This window comes from Pseudoalteromonas luteoviolacea (genome assembly GCF_001750165.1).
GTDB classification, from domain to species: Bacteria; Pseudomonadota; Gammaproteobacteria; order Enterobacterales; family Alteromonadaceae; genus Pseudoalteromonas; species Pseudoalteromonas luteoviolacea_G.
The window spans coordinates 1,671,362-1,694,669 of record NZ_CP015411.1 but is presented as its reverse complement, the minus strand read 5'-3'; the positions used below and the strand labels follow the sequence as shown (position 1 = coordinate 1,694,669).

The window sequence follows — 23,308 nt, the reverse complement described above, 5'->3', positions numbered from 1 at the left end:
TCGCTTAAGCGGAACTTAAAATAGATAACTCTAATAATATTGCTTAGTTATAACATAACATTTGTTGATTAAATAGAAACATTTATCATTTAACTTAATGGGACTAGGAAACTAGCAGTCCCCGTAAATGCTCCGCCTTCAACGTGAATTTGTGCATTTTTGTAGTACATAAGGTCTTTTGATAGCTGTTTTTTGCAATGTTTCGGGAAAAAGCCTTCAAAGCGCACTTCTTCGGTTGTATTAATTGTACGCTTAAATTTAATGTCTAAATCTCGTAAATACACTTCACCTGCTTTTTCAGTGAGTTGGTTATCCCAACAGCCGTATATAATCCCTAGCTGTGAAATCCAAATCATTGCGCTTTGCGCACTGAAGTGAAACTGCCCGTCTCCTGGCATTTGAAAGTGCTCAACGTTAATTCTGCCATCGATATAACCCGGCTCCAAAGATACTGAACTAAACGACATGCGCTCTTCACGCCAACCATTCTCTAAATAGTCAGACATATACGCACGCTGTTGTTGTGGGGTGAGATGAATCATTTGATATTCCTTACTTAATGGGTAGAAGGGCTGGTTGATTGACTTTCGTCTTCTTGAGTCGATGAAGTACTTAACGCCAAATTTAGTAACGCCGTGACAAGGCCAATTAAAATTAAGCAATACCATGCTAAGTGTTCGCTGATATTTGACAGGTCAAATGCGACACCAACAACGCTACTACCAGCTATCAAACCAACCCCAGCAAATAGATAAAAAAAGCCATAATGAGTGGCGACAGATTTGTCTTTTGCCAACTCAGAGATCTGACTCATAATGAACGGGAAACTCACCATAGTGCCTACTGTAAAAATGACAGCGAGTAAGCTAAGTGGTAAGTAGTACAACACCCCCTGCTCATAGGGCCAACTAGGTATTAACGTTGCGAACGACAATCCCATCAATGCAATGCCAATACTTATCCACTTAGTGGGCGTTAGCCAACGCTCACATAACTTTGTGACAGGAAATTGTAAAAATATCGAGATCAGAGCACACAAGGTTAAAACCCAGGCCACATCTTTCGCCGTACCTTGCTGTTCAACAATATGCATCGGAATAGCAAAGGAGATCTGATTGATCAGCATAAAATACCCTGCCATCACGGCCGAAAACGTTAAAAACGCACGATTTCCCAATACGCCTGCGACCATCGCTTTCACACCGCCGCCTTGAGACGTCGCTGATGGTTTTGTATCCCCGTCCTGTTTTTCTTTTTGCTGACGTTCAGGGATCAAGACTGTGAATACCACAGCAAATAATGCAAACGGTAACGCTGATATAATACATAAAATATCAAAGCTAATACTCAGTAAAAGTACGCCGCACACCGGGCCCAACAGCTCCCCTCCGTTTCTCGCAACACCAACAAGAGAAAACATTTGCGCACGGCTGAGCACGTTCTGTTTTGAAAAATAAGCCTGCGCCGCAGGGGTAAACAGTGCCCCTGCAAATCCAGTCAAAAATGCCGCGAGAAATAACAATGCCGTAATGTCAGAGAACAAGAACAGACAAAAGCCAACCGAACGAAGTAAACAGCCAATAACAATCAGCTTTTTCTCACCAAATAAATCGGCCAGCAAGCCGCCAACAAGAAATAACCCCTGTTGACAAAATGAACGTACACCTAATACCACGCCAACCAATGTTGCGCTTAATAACAGGTCTTGTTTTAAGTAACCCGCTAAAAACGGGATCAGCATGTAAAAGCCGAGGTTGAAAACAAATGCAGCAATCAGCATCCACCGATATTCTGCCGTTAGCTTGAAGTAAGAAGTGAAAATTGACATAGGTTTTATTCAGGCTTATGCGCTATCAAAATTGAATGGAAGTTATCCGCGTAAGTTTGGATTTTTAACTTCAGCTGAAATGGTGCCAAGCCTTGTTCATCAATGCTCGGATATAGTAACGTACGCAAATTATATGCTGTACGCACTACTAACAGTGCACCTGGTTTCATCTGTGAGTATAAGTGACTAATTATCTTTTCTTTCAGCGATTCATCACCTACCAGTGCTGCCAACCAAATCACATCATATTGCGCCAAGTTACCTTGCGCACAAATATCATTGTGAATGAAGGTCATCTGATGTTCTGGAGAAAGCGCACCACATACCTGCTGACCAAGTATGAGATCTGGACCATTGATATCTAGGTTATCAACCTGTAACCCACTTTTGTGTAATGCCAAAGTTGTCAATGGCAACGCACCAGAGCCCACCATCAACACCTTGTTGACCGGAAATTCAGCCAGTGAATGTATGGCATTTATCTCCATACCGGTAGCGCGTTGGTAATGTTTGTAATACGGATACTCTTCGCTCAAAGTGTGCTTAGCATCATCACTGTCGACAATACGCTGCGCCCAATGTCGCTCATACAAACTTGATGCTTGGCTGAACAGCTGTTGGATCCCCGGTTTAATCGCTTGGATCTCCGGCTGGGCTAACACATTGTCTGCAAACTCACTGCCATGCTCGTTCGAAAGCAAGTCTAAAAACTGATGGAAAGTTGCCATATTGTCTGGCGTGATTTCAAGTGCGGACATTGACTTGATGTGTTGAAACCCATCCACAATTTGCGTCGCGTGAATGAGTGCCTGATTTGAAATATTCATAACTAAGAATTTACTATATTGTCCCTGTTTTATGTTATAACATATCTTACAAGTAACCTTGATGTAAACCAATTGCGTTGAATAATTTTATTTAGCTTAGTAACTTAGATAATTGAGCAACACAAAATTTACGATTAAAATAAATACAGACAGAGTCTTTTTTCATGGCAATAAATAAAAATAAGTCTTATTATCATACACATACAAGGCGTTTACTCGTCTTGCTTGCTGTATTAATTTTAGGTGGTTCTGCATGTGCAGCCCTGATCTTTTTTGGTAAAAAAGAAGTCGAATTAACCCCTCCTTTAGACACCCGACCCAAGGTCATTGCACAGCCTCTTACTATTGTTAATTATCAAACAAAGATTTCATTGTCTGGCGTATTGCAACCGGCTGAGAAGACTGATGTCGCCTTTGAGCTCAATGGGAAAATAACATGGCTAAATGACAAGTTTGTTGAAGGTGGCATCGTTAAAAAGGGAGATTTCTTGGCAAAGCTAGACCCATTTGATTACGAAACTGAAGTGAAGGATAAACAGGCTAACCTCGCGCTTGCAAAAGCTAACCTTTCAGAAGAGCTTGCAAAAGCAGCCGTTGCCAAAAAAGAATGGGCACACAATCCGAACAGCACAGCCTTAGCGCTCAGAAAACCGCAAGTTGAAAGTGCCAAAGCACGTTTAAAAGCAGCACAAGCTAGCCTAGAAATGGCCAACAAAAACTTATCTAGAACAGCGTACTATGCACCATTTGATGCGCTGATCGCCAGCCGCAAGACAGGTCTAGGTCAAGTAGTCTCTAAAACACAAGCACTTGGTCAGTTGATTAATTTAAATTATGGCGAGATCCATGTTCCAATAGCTGGATTTGACCGCTCATTCCTACCTGCTCTACCGCTTGAAAATGTTCAAGTAAGTGCACAAGGTGCACTTCGTACAGGTACTTTAACACGACACCTTGGCCGATTCAGTGAACAAACACGTATGGCGTATTATGTAATTAGAATTAATGATCCTTACGCTCTATACACAACTCACAACCCACTATATTTTGGTCAGTTTGTAGAAGCAAAAGTAAACGGTGTCACACTGAACAATGTACTTAAAGTTCCACAAGCTCAACTCAAAAATAACGCCGTGTGGCTTCTAGATTCAGACCAGGTTCTTGCAAAGCATGTAGCGCCCATAATTCGTAAAGAGCAGGATTTCGTGCTAATACAAGCGCCGCTTGAAACACATTACCAGCTAGTCACTCAATTACCTGAATATCCACAACATGGCATGCAGGTCAATCTACAGGCTTCCACTGTGCAATTGGCAGGTAAAGGAGTTAAGCAATGAGTCAGCAACAAGGTCTGATAGGCTATTTTGTAAATCATCCTGTCGCAGCTAACTTATTGTTACTACTGATTGTATGTATGGGTTTATTGGGCTACAACAGTATTCAACGACAGACTTTTCCGATTTCTGACAACAATAAAATCACCATTAGAGCTGTGCAACTTGGCGCATCAGCAAAGGAAATCGAAGAGAATATTCTCATCAAAATCGAGCAAGCACTTAAGCCTCAAGTAGGTATTAAACGTGTGATCAGCACCGCTTCTGCCTCTCGAGGCCATATCGAGATTCAACTACATAATAATGAACACGTCGCTTCTCGGCTCGATGAAATCAAACTCAAGCTCGACAGTATCGCCACCTTCCCAGTCAATATGGAACCCTTGCTTGTTTACGAAAATGTTCAGAGACAGCGCGCCATTAGCGTTGTGGTATCAGGTCTAGATGATCCACTTGCATTGAAAACACTCGGTGATGAAATGAGAGACGAGTTATTGCAGCTAAAAGGGATCTCTCATGTCGATCTATCTGCCATGCCTGATTACGAAGTAGCAATAGAAATAGAGCCAAATAAGCTAAGAGAGTACAACTTAACACTGGCGCAAGTGGTCACGGCACTGCAAGCCCAGTCTGATAATCTGTCTGCTGGACAAATTAAAACCGCCAGTGGCAACATTTACCTGAGATTAGAAGAGCGTCAATATAACGGGTTAGGTATTGCTGACGTGCCAATTCTCACCGGACTTTTAGGTGAAAAAGTATATCTTAGAGATATTGCGGTCATCAAAGATGGTTTTAGAGAATCACTGAATCAAGGTCGATTTAATGGTCAACGCGCGCTTTATATTATGGTGCTGGCGGCAAAAGAGCAGTCACTGACAGATGTGGTCGATACCGTAAAACCTTACATTGAACGCAAGCGTCAAACACTGCCAAACGAGGTTAGTCTCTACGAATTTGTTGATGTAACCTATTACTTGGACGGGCGTTTAAACATGATGCTGAACAACCTTACCCAAGGTGCTATTTTGGTCTTCATCGTGCTGGCTGTATTTTTGCGAACACGCTTAGCCATATGGGTGATGCTTGGCTTACCCGTTGCCATGCTTGGCGCGTTTTGGCTAATGCCATTTTTTGGGGTCACCATGAATTTGGTGTCACTGTTTGCTTTTATCATGGTGTTGGGTATTGTCGTCGATGATGCCATCGTTATCGGCGAGAGTATTTGCGATCAAATAGAAAAGCATGGTCATTCCAATCAGCAAATCATAATAGGTACCCAAAAGGTTGCCATGCCAGCCACATTTGGCGTACTGACCACAATCGCAGTATTTATGCCGTTTATGTTTAGTACTGGGCCTAATTCAGGGCAGTTTATCGCCATCGCGGGCGTGTGTATTTTGTGTTTATTCTTCAGCCTCATTGAATCAAAACTTATCTTGCCGGCTCATTTAGCCTCTACGCCTATACCTGAGCTACCACAAACACATTGGCGAGTGCGCTTTAATCACGCACTTCAACAAGGTCTAAAAAAGCGATATGCGCCACTGCTAAACAAATGTATTCACCATCGCTACGCAATGATCTCTGCATTTATCTGTATGCTCGTTTTTGCCGTCAGTTTATTACTGAGCGGCCAAGTGCGCTTTACACCTGTACCCAAGGTTCCCCACGACTACCCTTCAATTAATATTCAAATGAATCACAATGTTTCAGAGGCACAAACACTCGCTGCCGTTGCACAAATTGAAAATGTCATCAAACGCGTGGAACAAGAAATCCAAGCGGAAACCGGAAAGAGCATGGTCGATGCCATGTATACACGAGTTGATCATCTTACCGAAGCAGAGGTGGTGACGCCTTTAGTGGCCGAAGCAGAGAGACCGTTTGACACCTTTGAGCTCGCAAGGCGCTGGCGAGCAGCCTTACCCATAATTCCCGGTGTGAAAAAGTTCACCATTGAGTCTGATGTTATCGATATTGCTGAAAAAGGTGACTTGCAATATCAACTCTTTGCCCATGACATCACCACATTGCAATTAGCCAGTAAAGATTTCATTGATAGGCTCAATGAAGTTGAAGGTGTTCATAGTGTCTTCTCGTCACTAGATGCCGCACAAACGGAGTATCAAGTACACCTAAAACCGTTAGCACATCAGTTACAACTTACGGCTAAAGATGTCATTACACAACTATCTGCTCGATACTATGGCATTGAGCTGCAGCGAGTCATGCGAGAGGGTCAAGAAGTCACTTTCATGGTCAAAGGTACACAGGCCGACCGCGAGAAAGTCAGTACAATCGACCAAACTCTCATTACCTTACCAAACGGTGAGCAAGTGTTCTTTGGAGACATAGCTAAAACCATAGAAGTACCGGGGATCTCTGTGATCACGCGTGAGCAAGGGCATCAAGTGATAACGATTAGCGCCAATGTTGACGAACAACAAGTCGCGATTAGTGATGTATCAACATTGATTGAAGAGACCGTTTTACCAAAACTAAAAACCTCCTACCCAGCACTTATGACACAACTCGGTGGCGCATTACTTGAGCAACGTAAAGAGCAAAGCCAAGTGGTTAGCTTCGCGATAGTTGGCCTGTTGGTTGTCTATTTATTATTAGCACTACCACTTCAAAGCTATATACAACCTATCATCGTGATGTCAGTTATCCCTTTTGCTTTCGTAGGCGCGCTGTGGGGGCATTTCATTTTAGGTTACAGTTTAAGCATGATGTCTATTTTTGGCATCATCGCAGCAGCTGGTGTGGTGATCAATGATTCTTTAGTCATGACACATGTGATCAATAAAAATCGAACATCAGGCCTCGATATTAAAGATGCTGTTGTGCAAGCGGGTGTTTCCCGCTTCAGAGCCATTTTATTAACATCGCTCACCACTTTCTTAGGTTTGGTACCCATCATGTTTGAATCAAGTCTTCAGGCACAGTTTGTCATCCCAACGGCTATATCCCTCAGTTTCTCTGTCCTCTTTGCAACCATTGTCACCTTAATTATGGTGCCATGTTTATATGTGGTGTTGGAGGATATTAAAGGCATATTCAGTGGTCTGAGACGCCAATTGCTATCACAAAACGCATAAAAAAATGCCTTGGCTGGGAGACTAGCCAAGGCATTTAATTACGACTTATAAATATTGCTGTCTATTTTAGAACTTATAAGAGGTTGACAACAGAACCTTACGAGGTTCACCAGGTTGTACCCAGAACTGAGTATACGAGTTAGTGAAATGTGTACGGTCAAAGGCATTATGAACTTGGGCTTTCACCGCCCACTGATCGTTAATGTCATAATTTGCAAACAAGTTAGCAGTCACGTATGAAGGGAGGTAAAAATCAGAACCTCGCTGACCTAGTCTCTCATCCACATACTGAAGACCTGCACCGATAGTCAAGGCGTTACCACTGATCAAATAATCTTGGCTAATTTGCAAACTTGCTGAGTTTTCAGGAATGTTTAACAGGTCGTCCCCTTTTTTAATGGGTGCATAAATCCCTGTATCCACATAATCTTCTTCTACCTGTGCATCTAGGTACATGTAAGAAAATCTCACTTCGATATCAGCAGGCAATTGTCCGGCAATATCTAACTCATAACCTGCACTACTCGCTTTACCAATCGCACTTTGACCACCGGATATGGTATCAACAACGATGATATTTTTTTGCTCACTGTCAAAGTATGCAAGTGTGATATCAAGATTATTGTCTAATAACGACCATTTACTACCAAACTCTAGAGAGTCAGTTTCATTTGGATCGAACGTATTGCCTTTGACATCAGCGCCAAAGTTTAAACGATACCCCTCACCGTAAGTAGAATATACAGACCAGTTATTCGCTATTTGATACACCACACCTAGCTGCGGGCTGAAACGCGTTTCAGACTGATCTGTCTCAAAGTTCTTAACTTTATCATCTAAGGTTTGCTTCATAGAATCAAAACGACCACCGATACGCACTTGCAGTGCATCCGTCAGCTCGATTTGATTTTGAATATAAATACCTGTCGCCCATTGGTTTTGCTGACGAACAATCGCTGGTAAACGTTTGCCAGCCGTTACTTGGCCATATACAGGGTTATGAACATTGATGGCATACATATCCTGATCTGATGGATTAGTTGCTAACGGCGCACCTCTGGCAACTAAATATGCTCTATCGTATTCAAACCTATCATAGTCAATACCAGCAATAATATTGTGTGTTATTGAACCCGTTTCAAACTCGCCAGCCACTTCAAAGCGCACTACATATTGGTCTGTATCATAACGGCGCTCACGATGCTGCCTCGCTAAAGTTTGACCATCAAGATAAAACTTCTGGAATTGAGGCGCAATTTCCGCGTCACTGGAAATACTATCTAGTTCAGTTTGACGATATGCCACAGCAGAGCTCAGTTCCCATGTGTCATTAAGGTCGTACGTCCACTGCAACTGATGGCCGAGTACACTCGTAGTTGTAGGACCATCTCCTGGTTCACCCAAGAAACGTTCTATCGGCATAAAATCGAAATTACCACCAATGGCAATAATACCGCGGTCAAATGGGATCTCGTGCTCAGCGTATTCTAAGTCATAAGAAATACGTGAACGTTCACTTTGGTCAAACACCAATGAAGCCATGATCCCCTGCTTTTGCGTTTCTATGGTGTCACGAAAGCTATCTTCTTCTTGATAAAAGCCAATAAAACGACCGGCAACGTCATCAGAGATAACAGCGTTGATATCGGCTTCGAAGCGGCGATGCGCGCGATTACCAGCTGTAAGTTGTACCGAGCTCGCATCTTCAAATGACGCTTTTTTAGTCACCAAGTTGATAGAGCCGCCAGGTTCACCTCGACCATAGAGCGCGGCTTTAGGCCCTTTTAACACTTCAACACGCTCAATACCTGACACATCACGCGGCCCAGAAAAACCACGTCCAGCATTAAAGCCATTAACTAGGTAATTACTTGGTACGTTTTCGTCACCAAAGAATCCACGAATTGCATAGCTGTCCCACAGGCCACCAAGACTGTTTTGACGGCTCACTGACGCAGACATATCTAGTACATCAGTCAGATCCGTCAAACCTGTATTTTCAATTAACTTAGCATCAAATTCAAAAATAGATTCAGGAGTTTCAAGGTGAACAAACTCACCTCGATAAGCTTGGCGCTCACCTTTAACTTCGATTGTTTCCATGCTGTTTTGAGCTTGAGCAGAGAAAATAGCAGCAAGAGAAAGAGACAGTACGCTTAAACGACAAGCATAGTTTAGGGGTTTCATTACCAATCCTTTATTTGATATGTTATAACGTTTTTAGGTACTTTAACATGTGTTCCTATCTCTGTTAAGATCTATTCGCAACAACTACTTATAAATTGGACTTAATTAACTATATGCTTTTGCTACTTAACAGCATTGAACTTTCAGTAGCTTGCCCTCGTTGGGAGATCTTACGAAATTTCACTATAGAAAAAGCAAATGCATGAGTGTAGAAGTTGATGATAAAAAACGTGAACACTGCCCTGTAAGTTAAGCAATGAATTAATACCACATTAAAAAAATAATGCGCCTTCGACATATATCTGTCGCTAACTATATAAATCGACAATCATAGTACGTATTTTACATTAAGGTAATGAGACGGGATTTAGTAAGCTATCGCTAACATATGTATATGCAGCTTTTTGATTAGAATAAAAAAGTCAATTATTTCTGAAGAAAATTCAAAGTCGATATTATTTTTAACGGCTTATTAGGGGCCATATCTAACAGCCCCTAACATGCTTATTTAAAATATACTTAGGATCCCACCAAATAGGTCTCCAATTGCACCACCCACATTTTTAATTGTCCTCACAAACTCTTTACCCACCGACACAACGAATTTGCCGGTGTTAAATTGTAAGTCCAAATCCTTACCAAATATCTCTATAGAAATAGCAACTTCGCCTAAGTCGACTTGGACCTCACCAGACAAAACGCCCAAGGTGTCATATTTGGTTTGGAATCCATGTTTATCTAGTTTTACACCCAAATCAGCGACAACCACTGAGGCAGAAGCTTCGATACGATCTTTTGATGCCACAGCATAAGCGGACGCAACTAAAACATTCGCGCTCATTTCAACGCCATCTTTACCAGCCGACATATCGAGTGAGGTTGTACCTAGTTTGCCTAAATCTAATTGGGCTGTAAGATTTACGGTATCGTTGTCAAATGATAAGTTTCCGTTAAGTTGTATATTGCCTCGAGAAATTTTGACTACATCTAAACCTGACAAACCATCTTGAGTAAAGCTTCCATCTGGCTTCATTAAGTTTAAATCGTGCCATAGCGTTGAAAAGTTTAGACTTCCTGGACCCTCATTGCTCACCCATTTAGAAGCTACCGCATCATGATCCATCAAACTTGTATTAAAGTCATAGCGCCCAGAATTAGTATAACCGGAGATCTTTTTATCAGAAACTGTCGAAAGCTGGCTTCTGCAAAGGACAGAAGGGTAATCTGGTCCACAAGCAAAGCCGGCATCATCATAGTAAAGATAACCACGGTGTTGACCGTGAGGAACTGAAATGCCATTCGTAGGGTATTTATCGCCAAAGACAGGCGCAGCAGTTGGGTCCAATAACACAGTAACGAGGTTGTTTATTTTATCACTTTCTCTAATACGGTTACCCAAATTATGGGCAAATACACCGCCTCGACTAAAACCAACAAGCACAACATCCCATTTGTATTTACGATCATTTAGAAAATCATAAACAACATCACCTAAATCACGTACCTGATCATACATATTTTCATCAGAGTCCCACTCAACCTGCATATGCCTATATTGAGCATATTCAAGCGTGTTCTCCAAAATACGATTTTCCAGCTGAGTTTGCCAAGGGTCCACGCTATTATCACTGCGTTTAAAGCCTGATATTGAAACAAATAGTGTAGGACGTTTCGAGAATGTGACCTGAGATTTAACTCGCCCTTGATAGACCGAAGAGACTGAAACTGAGTGTAACTCATCATCGCGCAGAGTGAATTTACCCACTTTGTTATTCAAAGCATACGTTTCTTTTTCAACAATTGGGATCATTATTCCATTCACAAAAATAGGAATAAACTTTTTCTCTGTGTCTATTCTCCAAGCATCTGCTGCTTGTTTAAGTGCCTTTTGCTTTGCAATACATTGATCGTATTGCCTCTGCATCATTTCGGCTTCATCGTCAAGAACCATACCCATTTCTTGCTCAGAGGGTTTATAGCATATTGAAGCATGTGCATTAGCTATAAAAATACTACATAGTAGTATGGCTATCGTCATTAGCCTTTTAAACATTTTATTTCCTTTTTATTAAAAGATATCAACACAGACATATAATACACCAAAAAAAATTATAATTAACCACGACAAATTAAAAAACATAGAATTTATTAAAAAACAAATAAACCAAAATAAATAAAAATTAACAACAACTTTGAAAAGTAAAAAATAAGTGCTTCACTTATAAAAATTCAAATACTGAATAAATAAGCAATTAGCAAGATATAAAAAAGTTCAACTAACGGAAGAGCAATCAGGTACTCGCTTTACTCTGTCATTGAAGCCCCTTACGTTGCCTAAAAACCGACCTAAGACTTCACTATTACCAACTACGTTTTAAGGGAAGATTTATATAAACGTGGAAAGCCAAAAGAAATAACAAAGAGATTCGATATTTAATATGAAATTTTTAATATAAACCCACCAATAAAAAATTTAGGGCTATTAGCTAACTTCTTCTCTTAATATAAACTCATACAAACGGCCTTGAAACCGGAAAATAAATAAGGCAACTGATATTGATTGCTATTTACCACACTACCTTGACCTTATTTAGAGGTTGCAAAGTGTAAAACTCAAACAGCTATATTCGAGCTGTAACAAAGCGTAATGGTTTTTTGTTTTAAATTTGCTCTAACTTATACATAGTGTTTTGTTTTCTCTGCCAGAGAACAAGCTAGAAAGTAAGCCACCGTCAAACTGAAGGAGCAATACCATGTCTCATGTCACCCCAAAAAAAACCAGTGACCAAACCTTAAATTTATCGGCCTGCGAACAACCTCACCATATTGTTGGGGGAGAAACGTTAGCACAATATAGAGCAAATCAGCGCCATGAAGCACGATGGAAACATGTAGATGTCGGCGTCAGTGAAGCTGATTTAGATAATAACTTTGAATTTTTAAATGGGGCTGTGCTTAATCGCTGTGCGAACGAGCAATTACTGTTGACCACCACAGGGTTATTCGGCCCAATAAGAACCGGTACCTTAGTTCATTTGGATCCGCATGCTAAAAATATAGTTGTTCAGAGCGATCGTGCCCCTCTAAATCCTGAAGCAGACCTAGTTACTCGTTTAAATAAGCTGCACGATGAAACGACACTTAACCCACCGGGGAACTGTCATGCACTCTCGGTTACAGGGTTTTGGACTTCTGCGACAAGCGGTGCAGGGATCCCAGGACTAGATGGATCTTCTAATGTTTTTGGCAGTACAGGGCAATTAATCTGTGATCATGAAAAGCTCGAATTTCCTGTTCTAAGTTATGGTGATGACCCTCAGTCACAACAGACATATTTACAAACGCTTGCGTATTATGGGGGCACTTTATTAAAGCCGAAGGAAGAATTTGCATTAGGGTTTACTCAAGACTTGTGGGGGATCCAATATGATCAGAAACTCCCAGAGTACGTAACCGATTATCAATTTGGTGCCCATAAAGGTGGAGGCCTATTCGTCGAACACCACCCTTTTCCACATATTTGGTTACCCGCTGTTGGGCAAGATCCTGTATTTGAGCGAGCTACAAAGTCTCGTATTTTACTTGGCCGACGCCAAGATATAAATCACGAGGACGGCTACTATCGCACCGTTACTACTCAACATTTTCATTTTACCATATTTGAAGTACCCAATGATGGAAGCGCGCTCGCCATACGTCCTCAGTGTATTCACAACGATAGCTTTACTGACGGCGCACAAACTGTATTCTTGGCGAATACACCTGCCAATACTGTGGCAATAAGGCAAAGCGCTCCCTTAACAGATATGACGTTTGATAAATATACGACCACGAATTTATAATTCAATGTTCTGGCTCTGGTCAAAAAGTTAATAAATTTGTGTCAGAGCTGGACCAAATAAAAAGTCTTGGAAAACCAATTAACATGCACATTAGGCCACCTCATTATCGCCAATAGCGTTAACATCTGACTGATGGCAATTACCAAGATAAACTAAATAGCTGTTAGCGAATCGGCTTGCGATAAACGCTGAGTCATACGAAGAATTATATTCTAATATTAAAAAACAAATACTTAAACTAGTTTAAAGCGAAGGTTTATTTGAACTCCCTGCCTGTTTTGTATATTTAAAATACTTCTTTTTGCTTCTATTTCAAGCTTTAGATAATCCCCCTAGCCTACTCCTGATATTTAAATTCACCAAAATAATATCATCATTACCTATTTACAAATTTCTAAACCTGATTAAAATACCACCTATCGATAATGATAATCATTTTCAATAAGGAGGATATATAATGATAAAAGTACTAATGTTTGCACTAACCACCGCAGTTGTTTCAGCAATACCAGCCAAAGCAGACGCAAGACCTGGCCCCGGCAGGTTAGAAGTATTTTGCCACAAAAATGGCGTGTTACTGTGGCACGAACAGTTCTATCGCTTCGATGAAGACTTTGCGTATCGCGCTGCAGCTTATTGCGAAAGAGTTGAGGGCGGTAAAGCCACTATGAAGCAAATAAGAAGATAAGGTAATAAATCAGAGCAGATTACCTTAAGGCACGATGCCTTTTGCCTAGCCAAAATGAATTCGTCGCGGAAAATTGTTTAACAAGAAAGTGAGGCTAATGCTTTGACTATATGCGCTTGAATAACAGCGCGGCTTCGCATTTCCACAATAAGAATAACCACGCACTTTAGTGGTTATTCTCTCACCCTAGCTAGGCTATTTATTGATGCGTTGTAGCGAAAACGTGCTTTGTAATGTTTGTTGTGGGCCAACTTTAGCTGCTCCGCCAATCAAAAACAATGTGTTGTTCAACGTGACAGAGCCATGACCATGACGTGCCAGCGGCATGTCCGGTAGTGATGACCACTGATCTGTTTCAGGGTCATAGCTCCAAGCAGAATTGAATGCCTTTCCTTTTTCCCACTGATGATTGGGACCAAACACCTCGCCACCCGTTACGATAATTTTACCATCTAATACACTGGCTGAAAGTCCTGCAGATGCCACTGGTAAAGAACTTATCTCGGTCCAAGTGTCCATTTTTGTATCATATACCTCTGCATAGTCCAGGTTTTTACTCCCTTCGCCCAAAGCTCGGCCACCAAAAACATAGATTTTGTTTCCGATCACTGCACTTGCAGCAGAACTTCTCTCAATTGAAGGTGGTTTTGCTTTACGCCAATACGCATTGTTAACCAACACATAATGTGCATTCGAATCAATTTTTTTGCCTGTTTTAGATGACATTGTTTTTCCACCGATAACATGTATGTATTTACCCACATTCGCATATACGGATTCGGCTAAAGGGATAGGTAAAGACGGCCCTGATCGCCATTTTTGAAATTTACCATCCAATCTAAATACAGTTCTTTGTATTTGCCAAGCATCACTCTTTGGCCCTGTGTAGCCACCAATTCCGTACACATAATGTCGATTACTTACCATACCTATATGGTGACGTGATTCTGGCAATGACGGTGCTTTTTGCCAGCGACCAGTTGGAGGATTCAGCAAGAAGACGTCTTTACTTGGACCAAGTCCAAAAAACGAAGGAGATTGAGATGGCGTAAACCCTCCCCCGACAATGATCCGCTCTTTAAATACCGAAGGATAAACCTCTTGAAAAGCGATAGGTAAACTAGGCGCTTCTTGCCAAATATAGCTGCTATTATCTGAGGTATTTTGACCTGACCATACATTACTCGTATATAACCCACTTAACAGAAAGCAGCTTTGCAACACTAGATTCATTTTTGCAGACAAAAAACGCATTGGTACTCCTTAAACTTGGCTTTAAAAATTATACCGACGATGTCATGTAGAGGATCAATAGAAACTCACTGCTTATGATAAATAACACATCCCATACAATTGTAGATAGAAATGCGCTAAAGCACTGGAAATTCAGTTAAACACCCAGCAATTAATATCACTTCGACTGCAAAACAAGTGCTCATAATGCTTATTTATGGGCGAAGTGTTCCTCGGAAAAATGTACACTCATCAAAAACTATAAAAATAAGGACTTAAGGTGACTAGGATACTCCCAATATTGCTCATTACGCTTTTTTCATTATTTAATATTAGTACTGCTAAGGCACAAAATTGGCAGGAAGCGACTCAGTTTTTCTAGTCAGAGCTTTCAGAACTGGGAGTCGTTGGTGGGAGTGCTATCTTAATTAAAGGTGGCAATGTCACCGATGCTCTTTACTTTGGCTTGGCCGACAAAGAACAAGGCTACTCAATTAGTGAAAAAACACTATTTCACTGGGCTTCGATCACAAAAACCTTTACCGGTATCGCTATTATGCAGCTCAGAGACAGAGAGAAACTCAAATTATCAGATCCTGTCATTAAGTATTTACCTGAAATCACAAAGTTTCATAATACATACGACAACACAAATCACATTACGATTGAAAATCTACTGACCCATAGCGCAGGTTTTCGTATGTCTAGCTTCCCATTTAAAACAAAATCTTGGCAACCACATGAGCCTGCTGAGTTTTCACAACTTGTCGCTATGATGCCCTATTCAGAGATCAAGTTTAATCCAGGTAGCCAATATAGTTATTCGAACCTTGGTATTAACTTTTTAGGAGAAATCATTAAACGCGTAACAGGAGATAGCGTAGACAGCTACATTGATAAGAATATTTTTAAACCGCTAGGCATGCATCATGCTTATTTTAACGCAACTCCTTACCATTTAAGTAAGTATCGTTCTAACAACTACGCATTTGAAAATGGGAAACTTATCGCGGGCGGACCTGAATTTAATACAGGCGTCACCAGCGCAAATGGTGGGATTAACGCTCCTATAATCGATATGGCAAAATATGTATCATTTTTAATTGGCGAGCAGGACAACCCCACATATGAAAACGTGTTAAAACGGACTAGTTTATTAGAAATGTGGCAGCCTAAATTTAATACAGGAGCTAATAAAAGTAGACATATCGGTCTCACCTTTTTTATCCGACAGCATTTTAATCAAACATATATTGGACACACAGGTAGCCAAAAAAACTTTTACAGCTCTATGTTCATAAATCCAGAAGCGCAAACAGGACACCTTTTTGTCTACAATACATCGAAGCTAATCCCTGACGAGACTGGAAAAACGATGGCAATGACTATGCCTATTTACAGAGAAATGCAAATGAAACTATTCAACCTTATGAAAAAGTAGTGTCAGCCAGACTACCTTTTACCCAATATAGGACAGATAAGAACACTCCCGAACAGTAATAACGTACACATATATTGATTGGTACAAACGAGGCGTACCAATCAATTTTAAAAGCACTAATGAAAAGAGAGTATGTACGTTTAATTTAAATACCAAAATACGACTTCAAACTAAGGACAAAGACCTGTATGCATAAGTAATCACTTCGCTTCCGGCGACGTGACAAGTTGCTTTTTATCACCGAAAAATAGGATACCTTTAGGATTTTGCGTTCAATTGGCCAAGCGTTTAAGCGAAGAAGGAAAAAATAATCATTAAAATCATAAGCTTCAAAACATAAATTTATTAATTAAAAACTCTAAACCAGCCCCATCAAACTTTACACTAGCGTTACACATACTTAATATACAGCGAGTTTTATCTACTATATCTAGTAAGGGAAATTATGGATGTTTTAGACACCGTCATCTATTCCAGTATGTGGGGCGTTATCTTACTTGCACTTGTGCAAGCAATGAACAAGCCTAAACAACCGCAAACTACGTATCTTATCGCGCTTTTATTCTTGCTGCTTATACATGTTAGCGGAGAACTCGTCATTTATACCGGTGCGTATCAGTACTTCCCTGCATTAGTGGGAATGCAGATGCCAGTACGTATTTTACTAGGCCCGGCCTTATTTTTTTACGCATGTGCAACCATGTCACCAAACCTCTCTATATCCAAGAAAAGCTATGCCTTGGCCATGATTGGCCCTATTGTCGCTATCCTAGTGATGCTGCCATTTGCTCTAGGGTTCACATCTGCTGAAAAGCTAGCTTTGGCAGATCCTGCGACACGCAACCCAGAGCATTTTAAAGTTGCCTTATACACTTGTATTGCAAATATGGTGGTATTTATGGTGTTTAACGCTTTTTATTTCATCAAAGCACTACAAATACATGCCAAACATCGTCAACAATTAATGGAACGTTTTGCCGAAATACAATCAAGATCGTTAGATTGGTTTAGAGTTATGTTGGTGATGTGGGGCATTGTTTGGCTTTGCTACTCCCTATCTTATGTTCCAACATTAACTGGATGGAAATTGCCATGGTTAAAGCTTTTACCATTTTTTGAAGCAGCCGTTTTACTGGCTTTCGCACAATTAGCACTTAACCAGCCTATCTTAACCAAAGAAGATAAAGGGCAGCCCATGTCTGTGCAATCAAGAGTTGCAACATTGAGCCAAGATAAAATGGATTCAATATCAGAAGAGCTGAAGAATATTATGATTAAGCAGCAAATATTTATGGATGAAGAGCTGTCTTTAAATAAACTCTCAAAGGCAATCAGTGTCAGTGAAAACCACATTTCAGAAACTTTGTCGCAGCGATTAAAGACTAACTTTTTCCAGTTTGTTAACGGGTATCGGATTGCTGCGGCTGAAAAGTTGCTGCAAGAAACCGATAAACGCGTGTCCACTATTCAATATGAGGTCGGATTTAACTCAAAGTCGACCTTTAACACTGCGTTCAAAAAAGCAACAGGATTGACCCCTTCGCTATATAGGAAGCAAGCCACTTTAGTAACCCACTAAAAAATATACGAATAAAAAGACCGAACGGGCCCATTAGGACGATCTGGGCACAATTTACGACAACAATAGACCCATCTTAAAAACGCACTGTCGACATGCACACTGAAATAAAACATGTCGGCGACCAAACAAATAAAAGGGTTTTATTTATGTCTACTTTACTTGCTACACGCATTGCCGGATTACTTATCCTGATCTCAACCAGCTCATTTATGTATGCCGATTCCATCATTTATGAGCTACTCACTAAACCAGACTTTTTAGAGCAAGCTGCACTTAACAGATCGTCACTGGCGTTTGCGGCGTTATTAGAGTTTATTAACTGCGCTGCGGTGATTGGTATGTCAATTCTGATTTATCCAACCATCAGACAATACAGCGAACGCGTTGCCATCGGATACGTCAGTGGTCGTTTGATTGAAGGTGCCACCTTGATCACCGGTGCAGTAACGCTGATGACATTAATCGCCATGGGTAAACAAGTCATTGAAAACCCCGAGGTATCGAGCGAATACCTGTACATGATGGGCAGTGCCCTTAAATCTGAGCGCTGGTTTGGATTTTTAATGGGGATGTTTTCTTTAGGTTTGTGCGGATTTTTACTGAACATCACTTTATATCAATACCGCCTAATTCCAAGAGCAATTTCAGTACTTGGCATGATAGGTTACGCAGTACTATTACTCAAAGTCGCTTTTGACTACTTTGGTCTAGATTTCTCAGGTGCTTGGATGTATATCCCAGGTGGCATATACGAATTACTCTTTCCACTATGGATGATTTTTAAAGGCTTTGATTTAAGCGCAAAGCCAAAAGTTCAAGCTTAATTAATAAAACCCACCAAGGAAGCTAAATACGGCTTCCTTTTTCTGTTTTTAAGCTCACTCATCGCAGCCTCCTCTTGAAAGACTCCGTATAATTCACAAAGCACTGTATAAAACATAGCTTTGGCCGCAATAACACTTTAATAAAATGCTCAGATAGAGAACTGTAGACCGCTACCTTTCGTTCAGAAGCGAGCCAAATAAATGAGGTCATAATTGAAGCGACTGCAATTTATTAATGCATGTCTTATGCTAATAGCCACACTGACCCCTACCACGCCAGTAAGGTTTGTATTTAAACAATGACAATTAAACATCGGCAGGGAATAAAAATATTCGCATTACAGAACATAACCTTACGCGCAACATAATTAGATAAATACAATTAAATGAATGCAATTAATTAAAGACGAACTACATTCCTACAGTTTAATGACAAAATCTAATGCCGCATACTGCCAACTAGTTCGCAGATCTAAAATTGCTTTTACCAAAAATGGCCACCGCCATAGCAAGTTCACATTAACCTCTCATCAGTACAGTGCTGAACTTAATGGAACAGCAGCTGCGCGATACACACCAAACGAACATAGCTTGCTTGCCTGTATTTCATTAAAAATATATAGGTACCATTTATAACCTACTCAAAAATATACGAATAAAAAGACCGAACGGGCCCATTAGGACGATCTGGGCACAATTTACGACAACAATAGACCCATCTTAAAAACGCACTGTCGACATGCACACTGAAATAAAACATGTCGGCGACCAAACAAATAAAAGGGTTTTATTTATGTCTACTTTACTTGCTACACGCATTGCCGGATTACTTATCCTGATCTCAACCAGCTCATTTATGTATGCCGATTCCATCATTTATGAGCTACTCACTAAACCAGACTTTTTAGAGCAAGCTGCACTTAACAGATCGTCACTGGCGTTTGCGGCGTTATTAGAGTTTATTAACTGCGCTGCGGTGATTGGTATGTCAATTCTGATTTATCCAACCATCAGACAATACAGCGAACGCGTTGCCATCGGATACGTCAGTGGTCGTTTGATTGAAGGTGCCACCTTGATCACCGGTGCAGTAACGCTGATGACATTAATCGCCATGGGTAAACAAGTCATTGAAAACCCCGAGGTATCGAGCGAATACCTGTACATGATGGGCAGTGCCCTTAAATCTGAGCGCTGGTTTGGATTTTTAATGGGGATGTTTTCTTTAGGTTTGTGCGGATTTTTACTGAACATCACTTTATATCAATACCGCCTAATTCCAAGAGCAATTTCAGTACTTGGCATGATAGGTTACGCAGTACTATTACTCAAAGTCGCTTTTGACTACTTTGGTCTAGATTTCTCAGGTGCTTGGATGTATATCCCAGGTGGCATATACGAATTACTCTTTCCACTATGGATGATTTTTAAAGGCTTTGATTTAAGCGCAAAGCCAAAAGCTCAAGCTTAATTAATAAAACCCACCAAGGAAGCTAAATACGGCTTCCTTTTTCTATTGCAGCCGAACACTCCCCTGAGCAAAGGCACTTTATAATAATTGAAGTCAACTTTTGGGTGACCTAACAATAGGGAAAGTCATTTCAAAACATGCACCTTTAGCTTGTTCTGGAGCGTATCTAATGCTGCCCTGCAACACATACGTGACCAAATTAAATACCATGTACAAGCCCAGCCCCACTTTCCCTTGATGTCGGGCTGTTGTATAAAATGGCTCGAACATATGCGCCACAGCTTGCTGTTCTACCCCTTTACCATTATCGGAAAAACGTAAAGTTACTTGCTCATTATCAACTGTCACTTTGATAGATATTTGCCCTTTTTTACCTTCAAAACCATGCAAGTAAGCATTTAAGTACAGGTCTTCAAATATCTTTGCTAGCGCTTGTGAGTCACACTTGACATAACACTTGTCCGGGCAATCAATGTTAACCATGACATCTGTATCTTTGCCATGGAAGCCAATAAAGCCCTCAATACAGGCTTTGAGGTCAACACGACTTTCACTACTCACATATTCGTGAGCTGATGCTTGTTTGAAACGCTTAATGAGTTGAGCCGCTCGCTCTGTATTACTGTCTATCAACTCTATACTCGACAAAGACACATCAATAAACGTTTTTGTATCACTAAGCGTTAACTTACTGCCTTCTAATTTAGATTTAAATTCATACAACTCTTTCAGTAATATAGAGCTTGCAGTCACCGTTGTCCCAAGTGGTGTATTTAATTCGTGAGAGACTCCTGCGACCAATCGGCCTAAAGACGCCATTTTTTGCGCTTCCACTAAATTGGCTTGGGTGGATGTCAACTCATCTAGTATCTCAGCGAGTTCATCTCTTGATTGCTTTAAACTCAGGGTACGTTCTTCTACTCGTTTTTCAAGCGTTGCATTGAGCTCAGCCAACGCAAATTCTGACGCTTTGATTTCTGATATGTCTTTTATCGTGCCACTGACTCTCAGGGGCGTACCATCTTGCGCTCTGGCAGTTACTTTACCTCTATCTAGCACCCACAACCATCTGCCACTTTTAGTCATAACGCGATAATTTACTTGATAAAAATCACTGTCGCCTTGCAAATGTCGATTAAACTTAGCATAAAGCTGTTCATAATCCTCAGGGTGAACGCTGTTTTTTATTGCACTCAAATCAGACCCAATTTGCTCGCAGGGCAGGCAGAGTTTATTCATTTGGTTATCTCTTGTTATCATCCCTGTTTGCAGATCCCAGTCCCACAGTTCATCGCCACTTCCCCAAAGCGCATGACTAAGCCGCTCCTTAACTTCACTCACTTGTTTTAATACCGCTTGCTCAATTCTGAGTTGCTTATTTTTAGTGCGCCAAAAATAACTAAATGAGAAAAAGCAGAACAAAAAAAGCATGCCTATCAAAAACACTACTTGTTGCACAGCCTGTTTTTCTATCTCCAAATCTTTAATGCGATTTTGTTGTACTAAACTTGCGATTTCACGCTCTTTTTCACTCACCCCAAATTCAATCGCCAAGGCACTTATCCGGTACTGGTTATTTTTCTCTTCCCACTTATTTTTTAAAAACAAATGCCCTTTCGTATAGTTTAAAGCTTGCTGGTGCATACCCAAACTTTCAAAAATCTTAGCCACTTCTAGCTGACAGTCCATGAGCAAAGGCTCTCTCTCATGCTCTCTGGCTATCTTTATCGCGACCATGTATGCGTCTATCGCTTTTTGCGGCTGCTCTCTCACCACATAAAGCTTCGCCAATGCCTGATATATCTCAGCTATTCTATCTTCCCAAGGGGAACCTTGATAAAGCGGTATACTTTGCTCTAAATAGCTCTGCGCTAAATCAAGCTGTCCAGTGTCAATGTACAAACGTCCTAAGTCGAGAAAGGTTGAAATATTGGGGTCCGGCCGATTAATTTCTTTCTTTAATGCAATCGCCTGCATTAAAACATCTTCTGCTTCTTTATACTTTCCAGCCTCACGATACACACTTCCAAGTCGATTGTAGGTATGGATCATACCCAGTTTATAACCTAGCTCTTTTTTAATGGCTAAAGACTTCAAGTGCATTTCTATGGCTTTCTCAAACTTACCAACCGCATCAAAATACGTACCCATATTACTGTAAAATATGGACTGTTGATTTGGATTATCGAGTGTGAGAGAGAGCTGTATTGCTCTATTTTGGTGAAACAATACTTTTTCGTACAAATTCATTTTGCGATACAGTGAGGCCAAACTTTGGTGAATTGATGCAGAGAGCGACGCATCATTAAGCTTGCGATACAAGCTCAAGCTATGTAAATAACTGCCTAGCGCCGATTCATAATCACGAATTTTACTATACAAGTGTCCTGAGAGCCGTTTAGCATTTGCTAAAAATCGCTCATCTTCGGTTGACGTTACTTGCTCTATCACATCAATTAACCGCGCTCGAGCCAAGTCATATTTACGCTGGCGTATCGCAATGTTTGCGAGGACAAGTTGCACGCGCATTTCATTGGCTTTCAATGCACTCTTTCTTGCATACCGCTGCGCTTCTATCGCTGTTGCATTGGCTTTGTCTAAATCACCATATGAAATATATGCTAGGGCTAGGTAACTGAGCAACCGTGCTGACTGGTCGTTACTTGGGTTTTGGGCCAAAAGCGCGAGCCCCTCCTCTGCATACGCCAAAGCTTGCTTGGTTTTATAATGAAAATTAAGTCGCACATACTCGATAATGGCCTCGACTTTTTCGCTGCCTTGACTACTTTCGATTCGATTAAGTATTTGCTCATTAGATGGATTCGCAGCCGTTATAAAGCTTGCCAGTAACACGGTAATGCAAAATAAAACGGCACTTTTTTTCAAGGCTAATTCGAACATCTCAACAACCTTTATTTGTGCTCACGTATATAAAATTATTCTTTTA

Annotated in this window: 15 protein-coding genes; 8 read left to right on the top strand and 7 right to left on the bottom strand. The window is 40.7% G+C overall.

The window, feature by feature from the left end; all coding sequences use genetic code 11:
- Positions 1-89: 89 nt before the first annotated feature.
- Genes S4054249_RS07290 through S4054249_RS07280 form a run of 3 tightly spaced genes read right to left on the bottom strand, consistent with a single transcriptional unit; the run spans position 90 to position 2,655 of the window.
- Positions 90-542, bottom strand: a complete 453-nt coding sequence (locus S4054249_RS07290) for a hypothetical protein (RefSeq protein ID WP_046357183.1) — start codon at positions 540-542, stop codon at positions 90-92.
- 14 nt (positions 543-556) lie between these two features.
- Positions 557-1,828, bottom strand: a complete 1,272-nt coding sequence (locus S4054249_RS07285) for an MDR family MFS transporter (RefSeq protein WP_046357184.1) — start codon at positions 1,826-1,828, stop codon at positions 557-559.
- A 5-nt stretch (positions 1,829-1,833) separates the two neighbouring features.
- Entirely contained in the window at positions 1,834-2,655 is an 822-nt protein-coding gene (locus S4054249_RS07280) for a nicotianamine synthase family protein (protein ID WP_046357185.1), read from the bottom strand.
- Between the two features lie 164 nt (positions 2,656-2,819).
- Between S4054249_RS07280 and S4054249_RS07275 the strand changes: the two genes are divergently transcribed.
- Together S4054249_RS07275 and S4054249_RS07270 are read left to right on the top strand one after the other, a co-directional pair.
- Entirely contained in the window at positions 2,820-3,992 is a 1,173-nt protein-coding gene (locus S4054249_RS07275) for an efflux RND transporter periplasmic adaptor subunit (protein ID WP_046357186.1), read from the top strand.
- Positions 3,989-7,093, top strand: a complete 3,105-nt coding sequence (locus tag S4054249_RS07270; protein WP_046357187.1) for an efflux RND transporter permease subunit — start codon at positions 3,989-3,991, stop codon at positions 7,091-7,093. The genes S4054249_RS07275 and S4054249_RS07270 overlap by 4 nt, the downstream gene beginning before the upstream one ends.
- A gap of 66 nt (positions 7,094-7,159) precedes the next feature.
- Here S4054249_RS07270 and S4054249_RS07265 read toward each other — a convergent pair whose 3' ends face one another.
- Entirely contained in the window at positions 7,160-9,280 is a 2,121-nt protein-coding gene (locus S4054249_RS07265) for a TonB-dependent siderophore receptor (RefSeq protein WP_046357188.1), read from the bottom strand.
- 508 nt (positions 9,281-9,788) lie between these two features.
- Positions 9,789-11,333 carry a hypothetical protein gene (locus tag S4054249_RS07260; protein ID WP_046357189.1) on the bottom strand — a complete coding sequence of 515 codons (1,545 nt, stop codon included), beginning with the start codon at positions 11,331-11,333 and terminating at the stop codon, positions 9,789-9,791.
- Positions 11,334-12,033: 700 nt separating this feature from the next.
- Here S4054249_RS07260 and S4054249_RS07255 point away from each other — a divergent pair.
- Together S4054249_RS07255 and S4054249_RS07250 are read left to right on the top strand one after the other, a co-directional pair.
- Positions 12,034-13,122, top strand: a complete 1,089-nt coding sequence (locus tag S4054249_RS07255; RefSeq protein ID WP_046357190.1) for a hypothetical protein — start codon at positions 12,034-12,036, stop codon at positions 13,120-13,122.
- A gap of 457 nt (positions 13,123-13,579) precedes the next feature.
- On the top strand, positions 13,580-13,810 hold the full coding sequence (locus S4054249_RS07250) for a hypothetical protein (protein ID WP_046357191.1): 231 nt from the start codon (positions 13,580-13,582) through the stop codon (positions 13,808-13,810).
- A 195-nt stretch (positions 13,811-14,005) separates the two neighbouring features.
- Here S4054249_RS07250 and S4054249_RS07245 read toward each other — a convergent pair whose 3' ends face one another.
- The gene (locus tag S4054249_RS07245) at positions 14,006-15,064 is read right to left on the bottom strand and encodes a Kelch repeat-containing protein (RefSeq protein WP_046357192.1); all 1,059 of its coding nucleotides are present in this window, start codon (positions 15,062-15,064) and stop codon (positions 14,006-14,008) included.
- Positions 15,065-15,440: 376 nt separating this feature from the next.
- Between S4054249_RS07245 and S4054249_RS07240 the strand changes: the two genes are divergently transcribed.
- From S4054249_RS07240 to S4054249_RS07225, 4 genes are all read left to right on the top strand, one after another.
- Positions 15,441-16,484: a serine hydrolase domain-containing protein gene (locus S4054249_RS07240; protein WP_080928408.1), complete on the top strand. Its 1,044-nt coding sequence runs from the start codon at positions 15,441-15,443 to the stop codon at positions 16,482-16,484.
- A gap of 445 nt (positions 16,485-16,929) precedes the next feature.
- The gene (locus S4054249_RS07235; protein ID WP_046357194.1) at positions 16,930-18,063 is read left to right on the top strand and encodes a helix-turn-helix domain-containing protein; all 1,134 of its coding nucleotides are present in this window, start codon (positions 16,930-16,932) and stop codon (positions 18,061-18,063) included.
- Between the two features lie 149 nt (positions 18,064-18,212).
- Positions 18,213-18,890: a DUF4386 domain-containing protein gene (locus tag S4054249_RS07230; RefSeq protein WP_069949046.1), complete on the top strand. Its 678-nt coding sequence runs from the start codon at positions 18,213-18,215 to the stop codon at positions 18,888-18,890.
- Positions 18,891-19,683: 793 nt separating this feature from the next.
- Entirely contained in the window at positions 19,684-20,361 is a 678-nt protein-coding gene (locus S4054249_RS07225; RefSeq protein ID WP_069949045.1) for a DUF4386 domain-containing protein, read from the top strand.
- A gap of 93 nt (positions 20,362-20,454) precedes the next feature.
- Here the strand turns inward: S4054249_RS07225 and S4054249_RS07220 are convergent, their stop codons facing one another.
- Complete coding sequence (locus S4054249_RS07220; protein WP_046358192.1) at positions 20,455-23,262, bottom strand: tetratricopeptide repeat protein; 2,808 nt, start codon at positions 23,260-23,262, stop codon at positions 20,455-20,457.
- Between the last annotated feature and the right edge of the window lie 46 nt (positions 23,263-23,308).

Excerpts from the sequence above, each read along its gene's own strand:
- S4054249_RS07290 (WP_046357183.1), bottom strand. The coding sequence starts at position 542 with ATGATTCATCTCACCCCACAACAACAGCGTGCGTATATGTCTGACTAT.
- S4054249_RS07285 (WP_046357184.1), bottom strand. The coding sequence starts at position 1,828 with ATGTCAATTTTCACTTCTTACTTCAAGCTAACGGCAGAATATCGGTGG.
- S4054249_RS07280 (WP_046357185.1), bottom strand. The coding sequence starts at position 2,655 with ATGAATATTTCAAATCAGGCACTCATTCACGCGACGCAAATTGTGGAT.
- S4054249_RS07275 (WP_046357186.1), top strand. The coding sequence starts at position 2,820 with ATGGCAATAAATAAAAATAAGTCTTATTATCATACACATACAAGGCGT.
- S4054249_RS07270 (WP_046357187.1), top strand. The coding sequence starts at position 3,989 with ATGAGTCAGCAACAAGGTCTGATAGGCTATTTTGTAAATCATCCTGTC.
- S4054249_RS07265 (WP_046357188.1), bottom strand. The coding sequence starts at position 9,280 with ATGAAACCCCTAAACTATGCTTGTCGTTTAAGCGTACTGTCTCTTTCT.
- S4054249_RS07260 (WP_046357189.1), bottom strand. The coding sequence starts at position 11,333 with ATGTTTAAAAGGCTAATGACGATAGCCATACTACTATGTAGTATTTTT.
- S4054249_RS07255 (WP_046357190.1), top strand. The coding sequence starts at position 12,034 with ATGTCTCATGTCACCCCAAAAAAAACCAGTGACCAAACCTTAAATTTA.
- S4054249_RS07250 (WP_046357191.1), top strand. The coding sequence starts at position 13,580 with ATGATAAAAGTACTAATGTTTGCACTAACCACCGCAGTTGTTTCAGCA.
- S4054249_RS07245 (WP_046357192.1), bottom strand. The coding sequence starts at position 15,064 with ATGCGTTTTTTGTCTGCAAAAATGAATCTAGTGTTGCAAAGCTGCTTT.
- S4054249_RS07235 (WP_046357194.1), top strand. The coding sequence starts at position 16,930 with ATGGATGTTTTAGACACCGTCATCTATTCCAGTATGTGGGGCGTTATC.
- S4054249_RS07230 (WP_069949046.1), top strand. The coding sequence starts at position 18,213 with ATGTCTACTTTACTTGCTACACGCATTGCCGGATTACTTATCCTGATC.
- S4054249_RS07225 (WP_069949045.1), top strand. The coding sequence starts at position 19,684 with ATGTCTACTTTACTTGCTACACGCATTGCCGGATTACTTATCCTGATC.
- S4054249_RS07220 (WP_046358192.1), bottom strand. The coding sequence starts at position 23,262 with ATGTTCGAATTAGCCTTGAAAAAAAGTGCCGTTTTATTTTGCATTACC.